Source organism: Thermomonospora sp. CIF 1, assembly GCF_001896795.1.
GTDB lineage: Bacteria > Actinomycetota > Actinomycetes > Streptosporangiales > Streptosporangiaceae > Thermomonospora > Thermomonospora curvata.
Genome location: NZ_MOYN02000017.1, coordinates 16,530 through 33,989, shown reverse-complemented (window position 1 = coordinate 33,989; position 17,460 = coordinate 16,530). Strand labels below are relative to the sequence as shown.

At 71.8% G+C, this 17,460-nt stretch carries 18 protein-coding genes; 2 read left to right on the top strand and 16 right to left on the bottom strand.

Annotated elements, in window-relative coordinates; all coding sequences use genetic code 11:
- Window positions 1–14: 14 nt before the first annotated feature.
- The 13 genes from yajC to pgsA form a co-directional block, all read right to left on the bottom strand.
- Window positions 15–419, bottom strand: a complete 405-nt coding sequence (yajC, locus tag BUE48_RS10460) for a preprotein translocase subunit YajC (RefSeq protein WP_012852462.1) — start codon at window positions 417–419, stop codon at window positions 15–17.
- Window positions 420–582: 163 nt separating this feature from the next.
- The gene (gene ruvB / locus BUE48_RS10455) at window positions 583–1,644 is read right to left on the bottom strand and encodes a Holliday junction branch migration DNA helicase RuvB (RefSeq protein ID WP_012852461.1); all 1,062 of its coding nucleotides are present in this window, start codon (window positions 1,642–1,644) and stop codon (window positions 583–585) included.
- Window positions 1,641–2,249, bottom strand: a complete 609-nt coding sequence (gene ruvA, locus BUE48_RS10450) for a Holliday junction branch migration protein RuvA (protein WP_012852460.1) — start codon at window positions 2,247–2,249, stop codon at window positions 1,641–1,643. Before ruvA ends, ruvB begins: the two co-directional genes overlap by 4 nt.
- A complete protein-coding gene (gene ruvC, locus BUE48_RS10445; RefSeq protein ID WP_012852459.1) occupies window positions 2,246–2,776 on the bottom strand; it encodes a crossover junction endodeoxyribonuclease RuvC in 531 nt (176 codons plus the stop codon). Before ruvC ends, ruvA begins: the two co-directional genes overlap by 4 nt.
- A gap of 158 nt (window positions 2,777–2,934) precedes the next feature.
- On the bottom strand, window positions 2,935–3,684 hold the full coding sequence (locus BUE48_RS10440; RefSeq protein WP_286989726.1) for a YebC/PmpR family DNA-binding transcriptional regulator: 750 nt from the start codon (window positions 3,682–3,684) through the stop codon (window positions 2,935–2,937).
- A gap of 3 nt (window positions 3,685–3,687) precedes the next feature.
- Window positions 3,688–4,347, bottom strand: coding sequence for a pyridoxal 5'-phosphate synthase glutaminase subunit PdxT (pdxT, locus tag BUE48_RS10435; protein ID WP_012852457.1), 660 nt, complete (start codon window positions 4,345–4,347; stop codon window positions 3,688–3,690).
- Between the two features lie 79 nt (window positions 4,348–4,426).
- Entirely contained in the window at window positions 4,427–5,041 is a 615-nt protein-coding gene (locus tag BUE48_RS10430; protein WP_012852456.1) for a DUF6928 family protein, read from the bottom strand.
- 121 nt (window positions 5,042–5,162) lie between these two features.
- Window positions 5,163–6,080 carry a pyridoxal 5'-phosphate synthase lyase subunit PdxS gene (gene pdxS / locus BUE48_RS10425; protein WP_012852455.1) on the bottom strand — a complete coding sequence of 306 codons (918 nt, stop codon included), beginning with the start codon at window positions 6,078–6,080 and terminating at the stop codon, window positions 5,163–5,165.
- 142 nt (window positions 6,081–6,222) lie between these two features.
- The gene (locus BUE48_RS10420) at window positions 6,223–7,227 is read right to left on the bottom strand and encodes a DUF3048 domain-containing protein (protein WP_041439508.1); all 1,005 of its coding nucleotides are present in this window, start codon (window positions 7,225–7,227) and stop codon (window positions 6,223–6,225) included.
- A 187-nt stretch (window positions 7,228–7,414) separates the two neighbouring features.
- Window positions 7,415–7,966, bottom strand: coding sequence for a hypothetical protein (locus tag BUE48_RS10415; protein ID WP_012852453.1), 552 nt, complete (start codon window positions 7,964–7,966; stop codon window positions 7,415–7,417).
- On the bottom strand, window positions 7,966–9,132 hold the full coding sequence (locus BUE48_RS10410; protein ID WP_012852452.1) for a glycosyltransferase family 4 protein: 1,167 nt from the start codon (window positions 9,130–9,132) through the stop codon (window positions 7,966–7,968). The genes BUE48_RS10415 and BUE48_RS10410 overlap by 1 nt, the downstream gene beginning before the upstream one ends.
- Window positions 9,129–10,043, bottom strand: a complete 915-nt coding sequence (locus BUE48_RS10405; protein WP_012852451.1) for a phosphatidylinositol mannoside acyltransferase — start codon at window positions 10,041–10,043, stop codon at window positions 9,129–9,131. Before BUE48_RS10405 ends, BUE48_RS10410 begins: the two co-directional genes overlap by 4 nt.
- A complete protein-coding gene (gene pgsA, locus BUE48_RS10400) occupies window positions 10,040–10,690 on the bottom strand; it encodes a phosphatidylinositol phosphate synthase (RefSeq protein WP_012852450.1) in 651 nt (216 codons plus the stop codon). The genes BUE48_RS10405 and pgsA overlap by 4 nt, the downstream gene beginning before the upstream one ends.
- A 337-nt stretch (window positions 10,691–11,027) precedes the next feature.
- Here pgsA and BUE48_RS10395 point away from each other — a divergent pair, with 337 nt between their 5' ends.
- Window positions 11,028–13,187: an elongation factor G-like protein EF-G2 gene (locus BUE48_RS10395; RefSeq protein ID WP_286989725.1), complete on the top strand. Its 2,160-nt coding sequence runs from the start codon at window positions 11,028–11,030 to the stop codon at window positions 13,185–13,187.
- An 88-nt stretch (window positions 13,188–13,275) separates the two neighbouring features.
- Here BUE48_RS10395 and BUE48_RS10390 read toward each other — a convergent pair whose 3' ends face one another.
- Window positions 13,276–13,824 carry an HIT family protein gene (locus BUE48_RS10390; protein ID WP_041441499.1) on the bottom strand — a complete coding sequence of 183 codons (549 nt, stop codon included), beginning with the start codon at window positions 13,822–13,824 and terminating at the stop codon, window positions 13,276–13,278.
- Window positions 13,825–14,072: 248 nt separating this feature from the next.
- On the opposite strand from BUE48_RS10390, the gene BUE48_RS10385 reads away from it, so the two are divergent.
- On the top strand, window positions 14,073–14,678 hold the full coding sequence (locus BUE48_RS10385) for an Asp23/Gls24 family envelope stress response protein (RefSeq protein ID WP_286989724.1): 606 nt from the start codon (window positions 14,073–14,075) through the stop codon (window positions 14,676–14,678).
- Here BUE48_RS10385 and BUE48_RS10380 read toward each other — a convergent pair.
- Both BUE48_RS10380 and thrS read right to left on the bottom strand, forming a co-directional pair.
- Window positions 14,675–15,316, bottom strand: a complete 642-nt coding sequence (locus BUE48_RS10380) for a hypothetical protein (protein ID WP_286989723.1) — start codon at window positions 15,314–15,316, stop codon at window positions 14,675–14,677. The genes BUE48_RS10385 and BUE48_RS10380 overlap by 4 nt on opposite strands.
- Window positions 15,317–15,403: 87 nt before the next feature.
- Entirely contained in the window at window positions 15,404–17,374 is a 1,971-nt protein-coding gene (gene thrS, locus BUE48_RS10375) for a threonine--tRNA ligase (RefSeq protein ID WP_041439505.1), read from the bottom strand.
- Window positions 17,375–17,460 lie beyond the last annotated feature (86 nt).

The window sequence follows — 17,460 nt, the reverse complement described above, 5'->3', positions numbered from 1 at the left end:
AGGGCTCGTCCGCCTCAGTCGGTGCCGCCGGGCTTCTTGTCGCCGTCCTTGCTGAGCTCGACACCGGACCCGGCGTCCTCGCCGGTCTCATCCGCCTCGTCGTCCGCATCGCCGTCCGCGGCATCGTCGGAGACGACGTTCATCACGGCCTGCTTGACGAACCGGGCCTCGACGCCGGGGGCGATCTCCAGCACCACCCCGTCGTCGTCGACGGCGACCACATCGGCGAACATCCCGCTGGTGGTCATGACGCGCACGCCGGGCCGCAGCGAGTTCAGCATCTGCATCTGCTCACGGCGGCGCTTGTTCTGCGGCCGGATCAGCAGCAGGTAAAAGACGATCGGAATCGCCAGCAGCAGGATCAGGTTGAAAGCCCCGCTCCCGCTAGAAGTCTGTGCCAACAACATGCTGTCGCCCATTGAAGGGCATCCTTCCAATGTGGGTTGCCCCAGCCTCTCACCGGACTGGTGTCAACGCGCAGGACCGCCGGCTGGGGACGGCGAACAAGTCCCGGAGTGTAGAGACTACGCGAACACCCGGCAACGACAGGACGAGCCGGACGGGAAGGAAGTTCCCGAACGGTTATTCGGAGTCCGCCTCCTCCACCTCGAACAGGGTGTCGGCCAGCGGCGCCGACGGCGGCGGGGTGAGTCCCAGGTGCCGCCAGGCCGCCGGGGTGGCGATGCGGCCGCGGGGGGTGCGGGCCAGCAGGCCCTGGCGCACCAGGAACGGCTCGGCCACCACCTCCACGGTCTCCGGCTCCTCCCCCACCGACACCGCCAGCGTGGACAGCCCCACCGGGCCGCCGCCGAACTTGCGCAGCAGCGCTCCCAGCACCGCCCGGTCCAGCCGGTCCAGGCCGCGCTCGTCCACCTCGTACAGGGTCAGCGCGGCCCGCGCCAGCTCCCGGGTGATCACGCCGTCGGCGCGGACCTCGGCGTAGTCGCGGACGCGGCGCAGCAGCCGGTTGGCGATGCGGGGGGTGCCGCGGGAGCGCGCGGCGATCTCGGCGGCGCCGTCGTCTTCGATCCGCACGCCCAGCAGCCGGGCCGAGCGGCGGATGATGATCTCCAGTTCGGCCGGCTCGTAGAAGTCCATGTGCGCCACGAAGCCGAACCGGTCGCGCAGCGGGCCGGGCAGCATGCCGGCCCGGGTGGTGGCGCCCACCAGCGTGAAGGGGGCGATGTCCAAGGGGATGGCGGTGGCGCCGGGGCCCTTGCCGACCACCACGTCCACCCGGAAGTCCTCCATCGCCATGTAGAGCATCTCTTCGGCGGGGCGGGCCATCCGGTGGATCTCGTCCAGGAACAGCACCTCCCCCTCGGAGAGGGTGGACAGCACCGCCGCCAGGTCCCCGGCCCGTTCGATCGCCGGGCCGCTGGTGATGCGCAGCGGCTTGCCCAGCTCCTCTGCGATGATCATGGCGAGGGTGGTCTTGCCCAGCCCGGGGCCGCCCGACAGCAGCACATGGTCGGGGGTGCGGCCGCGCCGCAGCGCGCTGTGCAGCACCAGCGACAGCTGCTCGCGGACGCGCTGCTGGCCGACGAAGTCGTCCAGGCGCTTGGGGCGCAGCGCGGCCTCGATGGCGCGTTCCTCGCCGTCGGCTCCGGCGCGGGGCGAGACCAGGCGGTCGTGATCGCTCATGGCTTGCTGAGCTTACGCAGCGCGGACTTCAGCAGGGCGGACACCGGGGGGAGGGGGCCGCCGTCGAGCTCGGCGGCGACGGCCTCCACGGCGGCCTCGGCCTCCCTGGCCGACCAGCCGAGGTTGATCAGCCCGGTCTGGACCTGGGTGCGCCAGGGTTCGGCGCGGGCGGGGGCGGGCGCGGCGGCCTCCTCCTCCCCGCTGGGAGCGCCGAGCCGGTCTTTCAGTTCCAGCACGATGCGCTGGGCGCCTTTCTTGCCGATGCCGGGGACCTTGGTGAGAGCGGCCACGTCCCCGGCGGCCACCGCCCGGCGCAGCGCGTTGGGGCTGTGCACCGCCAGCATCGCCAGCGCCAGGCGGGGGCCGACGCCGCTGGCGGTCTGCAGCAGCTCGAAGACGGCGCGCTCGTCGTCGTCGGCGAAGCCGAACAGCGTCAGGGAGTCCTCCCGCACCACCAGGGAGGTGGGGACGGTGACCTGCTCGCCGACCCGCAGGCCGGCCAGCGTGGCGGGGGTGCACTGCAGGGTCAGCCCCACCCCGCCCACGTCCACGACGGCGTGGTCGGGCCCGGCGGCGGCCACCTTCCCGCTGACAAAGGCGATCATCGTCTGCCTCCCGTCCATCCCGCCGCCCGGCGGGCCGCCTCCAGCCGGGCCTGGGCGCCGCCCCGCCACACATGGCAGATCGCCAGGGCCAGGGCGTCGGCGGCGTCGGCGGGCCTCGGCGCCGCCGGCAGCCGCAGCAGCCTGGTGACCATCATGGTGACCTGGGCCTTGCCGGCGCTTCCGTTGCCGGTGACGGCGGCCTTGGCCTCGCTGGGGGTGTGCAGCGCGACCGGCAGGCCGCGGCGGGCGGCGGCCACGATGGCGATCGCCCCGGCCTGGGCGGTGCCCATCACGGTGCTCACGTTGTGCTGGGCGAACACCCGTTCCACGGCCACCGCGTCGGGGGCGTGCTCATCCAGCAGTGCCTCGATGCCGCGTTCGATGCCCAGCAGCCGTTCGGCGATGTCGGCGTCGGGGCTGGTGCGGATCACCTCGACGTGGACCAGGTGCAGCGGTTTGCCCGGGGCGCCGTCCACGACCCCGACACCGCACCGGGTGAGCCCGGGATCGACGCCCAGCACACGCACGCCATCACGCCTTTCGGTCGGCTCTTCGATCGTCTGTTCGACGATGCCACGTTACCGGCGGACACCGACGTTGCGCTCATCCCGCCGTGGGCGTGTCGCGCGGGGCGGTGCTGGCCCCGGCCGTCCGCCGGGGCGCCGGCCGGTGCCGCCGCGCGGCCTCAGCCGACGGCCTGCAGCACCTCGTCGGAGACGTCGAAGTTGGCGAAGACCTCCTGGACGTCGTCGCTGTCCTCCAGCGCCTCGATCAGGCGGAAGACCTTCTTGGCGGTCTCCTCATCCAGCGGGACCGAGACGCTGGGCACCCACTTGGCCTCGGCGGACTCGTAGTCGATGCCGGCCTCCTGCAGCGCGGTGCGCACCGCGACCAGGTCGCCGGGCTCGCTGACGACCTCGAAGCTCTCGCCGAGGTCGTTGACCTCCTCGGCGCCGGCGTCCAGCACGGCCATCATCACATCGTCCTCGGTGACGTCCTTCTTGGGGACGATGATGATGCCCTTGCGGTTGAACAGGTAGGACACCGAACCGGGCTCGGCCATGGAGCCGCCGTTGCGGGTGACGGCGGTGCGGACCTCCGAGGCGGCCCGGTTGCGGTTGTCGGTCAGGCACTCGATCAGCAGGGCCACCCCGCCGGGGGCGTAGCCCTCGTACATGACCGTCTGCCAGTCGGCGCCGCCGGCCTCCTCGCCGGCGCCCCGCCGGCGGGCGCGCTCGATGTTGTCGTTGGGGACGGAGTTCTTCTTGGCCTTGTAGATGGCGTCATAGAGCGTGGGGTTGGCGTCCGGGTCGCCGCCGCCGGTGCGCGCCGCCACCTCGATGTTCTTGATGAGCTTGGCGAACAGCTTGCCGCGCTTGGCGTCCAGTACGGCCTTCTTGTGCTTGGTCGTCGCCCATTTGGAATGGCCGGCCATTGTCTACCCCTCTTCCATCGCCTGACGCACCAGCTCGGCGAAGTACCGGTGCACGCGAAAGTCCCCGGTGAGCTCGGGATGGAACGCGGTCGCCACCAGGCGCCCCTGACGGACGGCGACGATCCTACCGGTCCGCTCACCCCCCTCGATGCGCCCGAGGATCTCAACTGAGTCACCGACCGACTCCACCCAGGGAGCGCGGATGAAGACCGCCCGGAACGGGCCGGGCGGCTGCAGGACCGGCAGCGTGACGTCGGTCTCGAAGGAGTCCACCTGGCGGCCGAAGGCGTTGCGGCGGACCGTCATGTCGATGCCGCCGACGGTCTCCTGGCCCGCGACCCCGTCCCGGATGCGGTCGGCGAGCATGATCATGCCGGCGCAGGAGCCGTAGGCCGGCATGCCCGCCTCCACGCGCTTGCGCAGCGGGTCCAGCAGGTCGAAGGCCCGGGCCAGCTTCCACATGGTGGTCGACTCCCCGCCCGGGATCACCAGCCCGTCCACCTGCTCCAGCTCCTGCGGCCGGCGCACGGGCACCGCCCGGGCGCCCGCCGAGCGCAGCGCGCGGGCGTGCTCACGCACATCCCCCTGCAGGGCGAGGACGCCGATCGTCGGCACCGGGCCGGTCACGGAATCGGTCACGGAACTGGTCACAGGATCGGTCACGGGCTGCCCTTCTGGGGACATGTGGACTGCTATGAGAGTAAACGCTCAGCGCCGCGCGGCGTGCACGGCGGGACCCGCCTCAGCCGATCTTGAAGCGGCGCAGCGGGAGCTCCAACGGCAAAAAGCCGTCCTCGCCGCGGTCGGCGATGCCCCGGCCCAGCATGTAGGTCTGGGCCAGCTCCAGGCCGAAGGACTCCTGGTCGAACGGCAGCGGCACGTCCTGGGCGCCTGCGTCGATGGCCTTCCAGTAGGGCCGCTCGGCCGGCAGGCGCTCGCCCTGGTCGATCACCACGCCGTCCTCGGCGGTCACGTACACCTCGCGGACCACCCGGCCGTGCTCGTAGCGGCGGAACCAGCAGCCGGAGATCACGCTGTGCAGCACCAGCACCCCGCCCTGGCCGCCGGGCAGCGCGGTGCCGACGGTGTCGGCGATGCGGCGGGCGTCCTCGTCCATGCCGAACAGGCGCCGGTCGCACACCAGCAGCGCCCGCTCGTAGGCGCCGACGAACAGCTCGTCCTCATACGGCCACAGCGCGAAGTCCAGGACGGTCTCGCCGGTCTCCACGAGCCTGGCCGCCGGGTAGAGGCCACGGGCCACCCGTGCCGCGGCGTCCGGGTCCAGGCTCAGCCCCGGCCGGAACACCTCGGCCGGTGGTCCGGCGCTGGCACAGGCGAGCGCAACCGACCAGGCCATTGTCTCCCCTCCTGGAGGTCGCCCGGGCCGCCGACGATCGGCGTTTGCGATAGCCGCGCCCAGCCTAACCCGCCCGCAGGCGAGCGGCGAGGGCCGATCGGCCCTCGCCGTGCGGCCGGGGTTACCAGCCGCGGTTGGCCAGCCGCTCGCGCTCGCTCAGCGTGTCGACGTTGATGCCGACCATGGCCTCACCGAGGCCGCGCGAGACCTTGGCGATCACATCGGGGTCGTCGTAGAAGGTGGTGGCCTTGACGATCGCCTCGGCGCGGCGGACCGGGTCGCCGGACTTGAAGATGCCCGAGCCGACGAACACGCCGTCGGCGCCCAGCTGCATCATCATGGCCGCATCGGCCGGGGTGGCGATGCCGCCGGCGGTGAACAGCACCACCGGCAGCTTGCCGGTCTCGGCGACCTCCTTGACCAGCTCGTAGGGGGCCTGCAGCTCCTTGGCCGCCACGTACAGCTCATCTTCGGGCAGCGCCGACAGCCGCCGGATCTCCGAGCGGATGCGGCGCATGTGGGTGACGGCGTTGGAGACGTCACCGGTGCCGGCCTCGCCCTTGGAGCGGATCATGGCCGCGCCCTCGTTGATGCGGCGCAGCGCCTCGCCCAAGTTGGTGGCGCCGCACACGAACGGCACCGTGAAGGCCCACTTGTCGATGTGGTTTTCGTAGTCGGCGGGGGTGAGGACCTCGGATTCGTCGATGTAGTCCACCCCGAGCGCCTGCAGTACCTGGGCCTCGACGAAGTGCCCGATGCGGGCCTTGGCCATGACGGGGATGGACACGGCGTTGATGATGCCCTCGATCATCTCCGGGTCGCTCATCCGGGACACGCCGCCTTCGGCGCGGATGTCGGCGGGCACCCTCTCCAAGGCCATCACGGCGACCGCACCGGCATCCTCGGCGATCTTGGCCTGCTCGGGTGTGACCACGTCCATGATCACACCGCCCTTGAGCATCTCGGCCATGCCCCGCTTGACCCGGGCGGTACCGGTCTCGGGGGTGGGCTGAGCGGGGGCGGGAGTGGAAGCGGACACCGGCTTACCTCACGAAACGGACGACTGTGACGTTATCCATGGTATTGCCTGGCGGCGACCTGCTTGACCCGCCGCGACCGGGCGGCGCCGGGAGATCCGCATCACGTCGCGGGAAACAGAGCCTCCCGAAGGCCGGCACCGGTCAGGGAATCACGGGCTTGCCGTCGTTGACCAGGACGATCCAGACCTGGCCCGGCGCGAAGGTCATCGGCTCGCCGCCGGCGGTGGTGAAGGTGGTGCCCTGTGCGGGGCCGGGCCGCGACCAGCGGGCCTCATAGGACATGCCGTCGCGCAGCACCAGGGCCCGTCCGCTGCCGACGGTGTGCACGACGGGGGTGTAGGCGCCCAGGACGTCCCGGAAGCGGGAGCGGGTCGTCTTGACGTACTGGATGACGACGGTCTGCCCGCCCAGCACACCGCCCTCGGCGGCGGTGTCGGGGCGCCCGTCGTGGGTCACCAGCCACCGTTTCTCCTTGTCCGACCAGGTGAAGCCCATGCGGGCGGCGGGCCAGCGGGCGGTGTGGCTCTTGGTGGGCTTGCCGCCGGCCGGAGCGGGGCCGAAACGGAAGCCGATGTCGCGGGGCAGGTCGGCCTTGGGCGCCGCTTTCAGCAGCTTTTCGGGGTCGGCATAGAGGTTGTAGGGGATGCGCCGGTCACGGGAGCGGTAGTAGGCCGGCTCGCTGGTCTCGTGGGAGACCTCATAGAGGGGGGCGCGGCGCAGCTGGGGCTTGAACTCCGGGTGCGCCCCGGAGAAGGCGAAGGCCGGTTTCCCGTACTGGCGCAGGATCTGCAGGTCGGAGATGCGGGCGCTGCGCACCGGGCCCACTCGCTTGGGGAGCTTGGAGGAGTAGACGGCCATCAGGCGGGTCTCCCCGCCCTCGATCTGCTCGACGTAGACGATGTCGGCTTCGCGGACGCCCGACTGCGGCAGCGCCGGCCGGGTGTTTTCGATCTTGACGGCCAGAACGGGGTTGCGCAGCCCGCTGGTCCCCCCGGTGAAGGGGTGGTAAGGGGGAGCCGGCGCGGTGGTGGCGGGGGCCGCCGAGGAGGGGGACGGCTTGGGGTCGCCGCCCGAGCAGGCGGCCAGGGCCGCCCCCAGGGCACAGATCCCGAGCACGGCGGTGGCCCGGCTCATCACCAATCGCACGTTCGGCCCTTTCTCCGGTGTTCGCGGCGCGATGTGCCGAGCGTAACCGACCGGTGAGCCCTTTCCGCGCCCCAAAGAGCCCTCCGCCGGGCTTTGGGGAGGCCCGGATCCGGCCAAGTGCCGCCCCCCGCAGCCGAGCCCCGTCCTCGACGGCACCGGCCACGGGCCGGGCGCGCCGGAAGCGTGCTCAGATCCGCGGGGCGGCGTCGTCGATTTCGAAGAAGTCCGGCAACGGCGCCCGGCCGGCCAGCGGGATCAGCCGGACCAGCAGTTTGCGGCGGGCCAGCCGGGCGGCGGCGACGGCGTCGTTGTAAAAGCGCCGGGCGTAGATGACCTTCTGGGCGGCGGCGTCCAGCTCGTCCAGCAGCGCCGTGCCCTCCTCCCCGGAGCCGCCCTGGGCGGCCAGCAAGGTGGCGCGGAAGTCGGGCTGGCCGACCACCGCCCGCAGGGCGCGCGACAGGTCGCTTTCGGCGAACTCGCGGCCTTCGGCGTCGGCGGTGCGCGCCCGGTGGGCGGCGGTGGCCAGCACCAGGCTGGTGGCCGGGTCCAGCAGCCGGGAGGCGGCCAGCTCCAAGGCCACGGCCGAGCGGCGCACCAGCGCGGCGTCCAGTGCCGCGCGGGCGGTCTCCACCCGCACATGCAGCCGGTCCAGCCTGGTGGCCCGCCAGGAGACGTACATGCCGACCAGGACCAGGAACGCCACGCCCAGCAGGACGTCCAGCAGCCAGGAAGGCGGCATCAGGCGGTGACTCCGGACTCGACGACGCTCATGCCGTCCACCGCGACGGTCTCATAGACGCGTACCACTTCGCGGGCCACGGTGGACCAGTCGTAGGCGCGCACGGCGGCGCGGGCCTCGGCCGACAGCTGCTTGCGGCGCGCCGGGTCGTCCAGCAGCTCGGCGGCGGCCGCGGCCAGCGCCTCATGGTCGCCGACCGGGAACAGCACGCCGGCCTTGCCGTCCAGCAGCACCCGGCGGAAGGCCTCGATGTCGCTGGCGATGATGGGGGCGCCGGCGGACATGGCCTCGGCCAGCACGATGCCGAAGCTCTCCCCGCCCAGGTTGGGGGCGACGAACACGTCCACCGAGTGGTAGGCGCGGATCTTGTCCTCTTCGCTGACCATGCCCAGCAGCACCACCCGGTCGCGCAGGTCGGCGGGGACCTCCTTGGCGATCATGTCGTCGGCGTCGCCGGGGCCGGCCACCAGCAGCCGGAGCTTGGGACGCTGCCGGCCCAAGATGGCGAAGGCCTTCAGCAGCACCTGCAGCCCCTTGCGGGGCTCGTCGATGCGGCCCAGGAAGCCGAGGGTGCCGCCGCCGGGGCGGGGCTGGGCGCCGTCGCCGCGGCCGGGCCAGCCCGGCAGCGGGTCGGCCATGGCGTAGCGTTCGGTGGCCACCCCGTTGGGGATCAGCACCGCATCGCCCCCCAGGTGCTCCACCAGCGTCTTGCGGGCGGCCTCCGACACCGCGATCCGCCCGGTGATCTTCTCCAGGGCGCTCTGCAGGATCGGCGCGGTCACCGAGACCACCCGGGACTTTTCATAGGAGGCGTGGAAGGTGCCCACGATGGGGCCGTCGGCGGCCCAGCAGGCCAGGATGCCCAGCGAGGGGGCGGCCGGTTCGTGGACGTGCAGCACATCGAAGCCGCCCTCGCGGATCCAGCGCCGCACCCGGCTGGCCGACAGGAACCCGAACGCCAGGCGGGCCACCGACCCGTTGTAGGGGACCGGCACCGCGCGTCCGGCGCCCACCACGTAGTGGGGCAGGGGGGCGTCGTCGTCGGCGGGGGCGAGCACGGAGACCTGGTGGCCGGCGGCGATGAGGGCCTCGGCCAGGTCCCGGATGTGCTGCTGCACCCCGCCGGGGACGTTCCAGGTGTAGGGGCAGACGATGCCGATCTTCACGCCAGGTCCTCCACCCAGATCTTCTGGAGCATGTGCCAGTCCTCGGGGTGCTGGGCGATGCCTTCTTGGAAGACCAGGGCGAGGCTCTGGGTCATCGCGCGGACCTTGTCCTTGCGGGAGCCGGCGTCCGGCACGGGGATCTCCTCATGGACCTTCGCGGCCCAGCGGGGACCGTCGTACCAGAGCGTGACGGGATAAAGCGGGGTCCCGGTCTGCAGCGCCAGGGCGGCCGGGCCGCCGGGCATGCGGGCGGGTTTGCCGAAGAAGTCCACCTCCACCCCGCCGGAGGTCAGGTCGCGGTCGGCGACCAGGCAGACCAGCCGTCCGGCGCGCAGCCGGCGGGCCAGGGTGCCGAACACGGTGGCGCCGTTGCCGCCGCCCAGCGGCAGCACCTCAAAGCCCAGGCTCTGCCGGAAGGCGACGAACCGGTCGAACAGCGACTGCGGCCGCAGCCGTTCGGCGACGGTGGTGATCGGGTAGCCCTGGAGCCCGACCCAGGCGCCTGCCTGCTCGTAGTTGCCCATGTGCGGCAGGGCCAGCACGGCGCCGCGGCCGGAGTCGAGGGTGGCGAACAGCTTCTCGTGGCCGCTGACGCGCATGTCGCCCAGGATGCGCTCGCGGCTGATCTCCGGCAGCCGGAAGACCTCCAGCCAGTACCGCATGTAGGAGCGCAGCGCCCGCTTGCTGAGGATGCGGACCTCGTCGTCGACGGCGTCCTTGCCCAGCACCCGGCACAGGTTCTTCTCCAGTTGCCGCACTCCCTTGCCGTGCCGCTGCCAGGTCTGGTCGGCCAGCGCGGCGAACAGCAGCCGCGCGCTTCGCTCGGGCATCTTGCGCACCACCCGCCAGCCCAGTGCGTAGGCGGCGTCGGTGGCCTCCTCCCGCAGGCGCGCGGTGGCGGAAAGGGTCATGGATGCGGCTCCGGGACGCGAGAGCCGGCCTCGGGAGAGGCCCCTGAAGACGGGGCCAGGGCCTGGCGGCGGACGGCGGCCAGGCGCTGGCCGACGGTGAACGTGGCCAGCACGGCCAGCACCCACAGGGCGACGGCCAGCGCATAGGGGACGCCCAGCCCGTCCAGCCCGGCCGCCACCAGCACGATGATCAGCCGTTCGGAGCGCTCGGCGATCCCGACGTTGCAGGTGTAGCCCAGCCCTTCGGCGCGGGCCTTGGCGTAAGAGACCACCACTCCGGCCACCAGGCAGTACAGCGCCACGAAGGCCAGCGAACGCTCACCGCGGTCGATCAGGCCGATCATCAGCCCGGAGAAGATGGCCGCATCGGCGACCCGGTCGCAGGTGGAGTCCAGGAAGGCACCCCACTTGCTGATCTTGCCGGTGACCCGGGCGACCGCCCCGTCCAGCATGTCGAACAGCACGAACGCGGTGATCACCACTGTCCCCCAGAAGAACTCGCCGCGGGGGAACAGACCGAGCGCGCCGGCCACCGTGCCGACCGTGCCGATAACGGTGATCACGTTGGGTGAGGCTCCGGTGCGCGCCACGGCCTGGCCGATCGGGGTCAGCACCCGCCCCAGCGCGGGCCGCAGTTTGTTGAGCATCGCCGTCCGATTCACCTGCCGTCTGTCAAGGGGGCTTCCCGGTCATGACGCCGGGGTCGCCCATCGTAGTGGCTGATCTACCGGGAGGCTTGTCGGACGGGTGGGACGACGATCTTCCCGGCCGGCTCTCCTCTCCGGCAATTCTCATTAGCTCATACAAGAGTGCTGCATCCGGTCATGCCCCTTGTCTTCGGCGCCGAGTCGGGAAATTGTGGTGCAACGGGTGTGACGCCGGTCACCCCCAGGCGCCGCACTCGGCAGCGGCCCGATCCGGCCGGACCGGGCCGGTATCCACGCGGGCCTTCCGGGGAAGGCTCGCCGCGTGAGGGAGGATGCCATGGCGGAAAAGACCGGTCACCCCGGAGCCGCGGGCAGGGCCCCGGAGGCCGCCCGGCCCGGTGAGATCCGTAACGTGGTGCTGGTCGGCCATTCCGGGGCCGGCAAGACCACGCTCGTCGAGGCGCTGCTCGCTGCGACCGGTACGATCCAGCGGCCCGGTCGCATCGAGGACGGCTCGACGGTCAGCGACCACGACGAGGTCGAGATACGCCAGCGCCGCTCGGTCAATCTCACGCTGACGCCGCTGGTGCACGAGGGCATCAAGGTCAACCTGCTGGACACCCCCGGCTACCCCGACTTCGTGGGGGATCTGCGGGCCGGGCTGCGGGCCGCCGACGCGGCGCTGTTCGTGGTGTCGGCGGTGGACGGCGTCGACGGCCTGACCCGGATGCTGTGGGAGGAGTGCGGCGCCGTCGGCATGCCCCGGGCGGTGGTGATCACCAAGATCGACCAGCAGCGGGGCGACTACGACGAGGTGGTCGCGGCCTGCCAGGAGGCCTTCGGCGACGGGGTGATGCCCTGTTACTTCCCGGTCGGCGACCGGCTGTATGGGCTGCTGTCGCGGACCTGTTTCGACTACGCCTCGGGCAGGCGGGTGGAGTGCGAGGTGGACCCCGCCTACGCCGACCGCATCGAAGAGCAGCGGGCGAGCCTGATCGAGGGGATCATCACCGAAAGCGAGGACGAGGGTCTGATGGACCGCTACCTCGCCGGCGAGGAGATCGACCCCGAGACGCTGATCACGGACCTGGAGAAGGCGGTCGCCCGCGGCAGCTTCCACCCGGTGCTGGCCACCTCGGTGCCGCACGGCGACCGTCCCGGGCCGGTCATCGGCATGACCGAGCTGCTGGAGGTCATCACCCGGGCGTTCCCGTCCCCCCTGGAGCACGGCCTGCCGCCGGTGACCACGGTGGACGGCAAACCGGTCGAGGGGCTGGAGTGCGACCCGGACGGCCCGCTGGTGGCCGAGGTGGTCAAGACCACCTCCGACCCGTACGTGGGGCGGATCTCGCTGGTGCGGGTGTTCTCCGGCACGCTGCGCCCGGACACCGTGGTGCACGTCTCCGGGCACGGCCTGGCCGACCGCGGTCACGCCGACCACGATGTGGACGAGCGCATCGGCGCCCTGTCGTCCCCGCTGGGCAAGACCCAGCGCCCGATCGGGGCGTGCATCGCCGGGGACATCTGCACGATCGCCAAGCTGTCGCAGGCCGAGACCGGCGACACCATCTCCGCCAAGGACGCCCCGATGCTGATGACGCCCTGGCAGATGCCCGACCCGCTGCTGCCGGTGGCGATCCAGGCCAAGTCCAAGGCCGATGAGGACAAGCTCAGCCAGGCCCTCGGCCGGCTGGTCGCCGAGGACCCCACGCTGCGGCTGGAGAACAACGCCGAGACCCGCCAGCTGGTGCTGTGGTGCATGGGCGAGGCGCACGCCGACGTCTTGCTGGACCGGCTGGCCTCCCGGTACGGGGTCGCGGTGGAGACCGTGGAGCTGCGGGTGCCGCTGCGGGAGACCTTCGGCGGCAAGGCCAAGGGCATGGGCCGGCACGTCAAGCAGAGCGGCGGGCACGGCCAGTACGGCATCTGCCACATCGAGGTCGAGCCGCTGGGCTCGGGAGCGGGTTTTGAGTTCGTCGACAAGATCGTCGGCGGGGTGATCCCGCGGCAGTTCATCCCGTCGGTGGAAAAGGGCGTCAAGGCCCAGATGAGCCGGGGCGTGCTGGCCGGCTACCCGGTGGTGGACATCCGGGTGACGTTGTATGACGGCAAGGCCCACTCGGTGGACTCCTCCGACGTGGCCTTCCAGACCGCCGGGGCGCTGGCCCTCAAGGACGCCGCGAGCAGGGCCCCGATCCTGCTGCTGGAGCCGGTGGACGAGGTGGAGGTGCTGATCCCCGACGAGTATGTGGGCGCGGTGATGTCGGACCTGTCGGCGCGGCGCGGCCGGGTGCTGGGCAGCGAGTCGGTGCCGGGCGGCCGGACGCTGGTCAAGGCGGAGATCCCGCAGCTGGAGATCATCCGCTACGCCATCGACCTGCGGTCGATGACGCAGGGCACCGGCACCTTCCGCCGCTCCTTCCTGCGGTATGAGCCGCTGCCGTCGCACCTGGCCGACAAGGTGACCGCCGACAAGCTGGCCGCCGTCGCCAGGTAGCGCCCGGCCGGGCGGCCCGGCGGGAAGCGGGCCGCCCGGCGCCGCGGGCCCGGCTGAGCCTTCGCCCCCACGGCGCCGAAGTCCCGGCTCACTCGTGCGGCCAGGCCTCGACCAGCAGCTGCCGGGTCTCGCGCAGCAGCTGCGGCAGCACCTTGGTGCGGCCGATCACCGGCATGAAGTTGGTGTCGCCGCCCCAGCGCGGCACGATGTGCTGGTGCAGGTGCGCGGCGATGCCGGCGCCGGCCACCAGGCCGAGGTTGAGCCCGACGTTGAAGCCCTGGGCCCCGCTGGCCTTGCGCAGCGCCAGCAGCGCCCGCTTGGTGAAGTCGGCCAGCTCCGCGGTCTCGGCGGTCTCCAGCTCGGTGTAGTCGGCGATGTGCCGGTACGGGACGACCATGAGGTGCCCGGAGTTGTAGGGGTAGAGGTTGAGAACGGCGAACACCACCTCGCCCCGGGCCACGATGAGCCCTTCTGCGTCGTCCATCTTGGGGATCTCGCAAAAAGGGCAGCCGTCATCGGGGCCGGTTCCGGTGGGCTTGCCCTCCCCCTTGATATAGGCCATCCGATGCGGGGTCCACAGCCGCTGGAAGTTGTCGGGAACCCCCACGCCCGCCTGCTCCTCCTCCACCTCGCACACCCCCTGACCAGCGGATTCGGGCGCGTCGAAGCGCGCCTTCGGCACCCGGGGCTCCCTCGGCTCTACGCTCAAGACGGCGCTCTCCTTCTGCTCGCCTGTTCAGCAGCATAGAGAGCGCCTCCCACCTGCCTGAAGCCGGGCCATGCGGCACCGGCGGCTCCCCTACCGGCGGAATCACCGCTTTTCCGGCGTCATCGCGGTCATATCCGACACGATGGACGCAGCATTCCGACCTGTGGGGGATTTTCATGACCGACCTGGACAACAGCCGCGCCTCGGGCAACGGAACGGCGGAGGGCGCATCGCCCGCCGAAGGCGGCCGCCCGCCGTTCTTCCCGGCGCCGCCGGGGCGGCATGCCACACCGCCCGCGGGCGTCCCGCTGTCGGGCACGGCGGGGGCCGGCACGGTGGCGCCGACGCTGCTGCCGCCCGGACGCCACCAGCGCTCCCCCCAGGAACCCCAGCGGCCCGAGGAGGCCCGGCGAGAGAAGACGGCCGGGAGCGAGCAGGCCGCCGAGGCGCGTCCTCAGGCCGCCGCCGTGGTCAAGGGCCGGATCACGATCGAGGACGAGGTGGTCGAGAAGATCGCCGCGCTGGCCGCCGGGGAGGTGGACGGCGTGGCCGCGCTGAGCGAACGCGCCCAGGCGGTGCGGGTGCACCGGGGTGAGGGCGAGATGTCGCTGGACCTGACCGTGGTGGTCGAGTACGGCTGCGTGATCATGGACGTCGCCAAGGCGGTCAAGGCCAACGTGGCGCGGGTGGTCGGCCTGATGCTGGGCGCCCGGGTCTCCGCGGTCAACGTGGTGATCGACGACGTGCGCCCGCCCGCCGGGGCGCAACGCGGCCGGGCCTAGTTCAGGCGCAGGTCGCAGCTTTGCGGGATGGTCGCGCCCACCGACTTGACCTGGACCCGCTCGACCTGGTCGGGCGTGACCGTCTCGAAGACGAAGGTGTGCGGCCGGCGCGCCTGGACCTGGGTGGTCTGCTCCAGGCTGCGCAGCCCCACCAGGTGGACCACCACCTGGACGAACGCGGCGCCGCTGAACTGAACGGTCACCTCCAGGCCGGTCATGCCGTAGCGCACCGCGCCGAGCCCTCGCGGGCAGTAGTCGGGGGTGGTGCCGCCGCGCGGGGCCAGGGGGTCGCCCTGGCCGCCTCCGCCTCCTCCGCCGCCGCCGTCACCGCCCGGGTTCAGCGGATCTCCCTGGCCGAGGGGGTCCCCCTGGGGAGTGGTGCTCCGGGCGGGGGGCCGCTGCGGGTCGGCGGCGGACGGCCCGGTGGTGAAGCCCGGCGACCCGAGGGGCTGCGGAGCGGCGTTCTGCGAGGGGCCGGCGGAGCGGGCGCCCGCTGCGGCCCCGGCGTCGCCGCCCTGGCCGAGCAGCGGCAGCAACAGCACCGCGACGGCGGCCAGCACCAGCAGCACCGAGCCGCCGTAGCCGAGGAAGCGCAGCCACCCGGCGCCGTGCCGGGCGGCCGGTCTCCTGGTCTTCATCGCTGCTGTCCCTGGTCGTGACGGTCGATGGCGGCCCGCCGGGCTGTGCGGCCGCGCCCGGTGGGCGTGGCCGCACAGCCCGGGCCGTCAGATCTGGATGCGCTCTTCGACGGCCCGGACGATCTCTTCGACCGCCTCCGGGATCGGCACGCCGTTCTTCTGCTCGCCGCTGCGGTAGCGGAAGGAGACCGCGTCCTTGGAGACGTCGTCGTCGCCGGCCAGCAGCATGTAGGGGATCTTGGCCTTCTGGGCGTTGCGGATCTTCTTTTGCATCCGGTCGTCGGAGGCGTCCACCTCGGCCCGGATCCCGCGGGCGCGCAGCTGGGCCACCACCTTCTCCAGGTGCGGCACGTGGGAGGCCCCGATGGGGATGCCGACCACCTGCACCGGAGCCAGCCACGGCGGCAGCGCCCCGGCGTAATGCTCCAGCAGGATGGCGAAGAACCGCTCCACCGAGCCGAACAGCGCCCGGTGGATCATGTAGGGCCGCTGCCGGGTGCCGTCGGCGGCCTGGAACTCCAGGTCGAAGCGCTGCGGCAGCTGCAGGTCCACCTGCAGGGTGGACAGCTGCCAGCGGCGGCCGATGGCGTCCCGGATGTGCACGTCGATCTTGGGGGCGTAGAAGGCGCCCTCGCCCTCGGCGATGACGTAGGGCAGGCCGGCCTCCTGGAGGGCGTGCTCCAGCGCGGCCTGGGCCTTCTCCCAGTCGGCGATCTCACCGACGTACTTTTCCGGGCGGGTGGCCAGCTCGGCCTCGAACTCGGTCAGCCCGTAGTCGCGCAGCAGCCCCACCACGAACTTCAGCAGGCTGGCCAGCTCCTCGGCGAGCTGGTCGGGGGCGACGAAGATGTGCGCGTCGTCCTGGGTGAAGCCGCGGGCCCGGGTCAACCCGTGCAGCACCCCGGACTTTTCGTACCGGTAGACGGTGCCCAGCTCGAACATCCGCAGCGGCAGCTCCCGGTACGACCTGCCCCGCGCCTTGAAGATCATGATGTGCATGGGGCAGTTCATCGGCTTGGGGTAGTAGGTCGCCCCGTCCAGCTCCATGGGCGGGTACATGCCCTCGGCGTACCAGTCCAGGTGCCCGGAGGTCTCGAACAGGGTGGACTTGCTCAGGTGCGGGGTGACGACGAACTCGTAGCCGGCCTCCAGGTGCCGCTTGCGGGAGTAGTCCTCCATCACCTTGCGGACGATGCCGCCCTTGGGGTGCCAGACGGCCAGGCCGCCGCCGATCGCGCTGGGGAAGGAGAACAGGTCCAGCTCGACCCCGAGCTTGCGGTGGTCGCGCTTTTCGGCCTCCTCCAGCATCTTCAGGTACGCATCCTGGCGCTCGCGCGACTCCCAGGCGGTGCCGTAGATGCGCTGCAGCTGCGGGTTCTTCTCGCTGCCGCGCCAGTAGGCGCCGCCGGAGCGCATCAGCTTGAAGGCCGGGATGTGCCGGGTGGTCGGCAGGTGCGGGCCGCGGCACAGGTCCTTCCAGCACACCTCGCCGGTCTTGGCGTCCAGGTTGTCGTAGATGGTCAGCTGCCCGGCGCCGACCTCCACGCTGGAGCCGTCGTCGGCCGAGGCGCCGCCCTTGAGGTCGATCAGCTCCAGCTTGTAGGGCTCGTCGGCCAGCTCGGCGCGGGCCTGCTCGTCGGAGACCGGGCGGCGGGAGAACCGCTGGCCCTGCTTGATGATCTCGCGCATCCGCTTCTCGATGCGCTTGAGGTCTTCGGGGGTGAACGGCCTGGCGACGTCGAAGTCGTAGTAGAAGCCGTTCTCCACCGGCGGGCCGATGCCCAGTTTGGCCTCGGGGAACAGCTCCTGGACCGCCTGGGCCATCACGTGCGCGGTGGAGTGCCGCAAGATGGCGCGCCCGTCTTCGGTGTCGATCGCCACCGGCTCGACCTCGTCCCCGTCACGGACCTCATAATCCAGGTCGCGCAGCTCGCCGTTGACGCGGGCGGCGATGACGGTCTTGCCGTCGGCTTCCAGCGCCTGGCCCGCGGTGGTGCCGGCCGCCACCATCCGCTCGTCGCCGTCGAGGGTGATGCGCAGCTTCGACACGGTGGACACGGGTACTCCTTGGTCGGACGGGTTCGGGTTGCCGGCGTTAGATGCTATCGAGCCGCCGCCGTTACCGGGGTCGACCGGCTTCATGA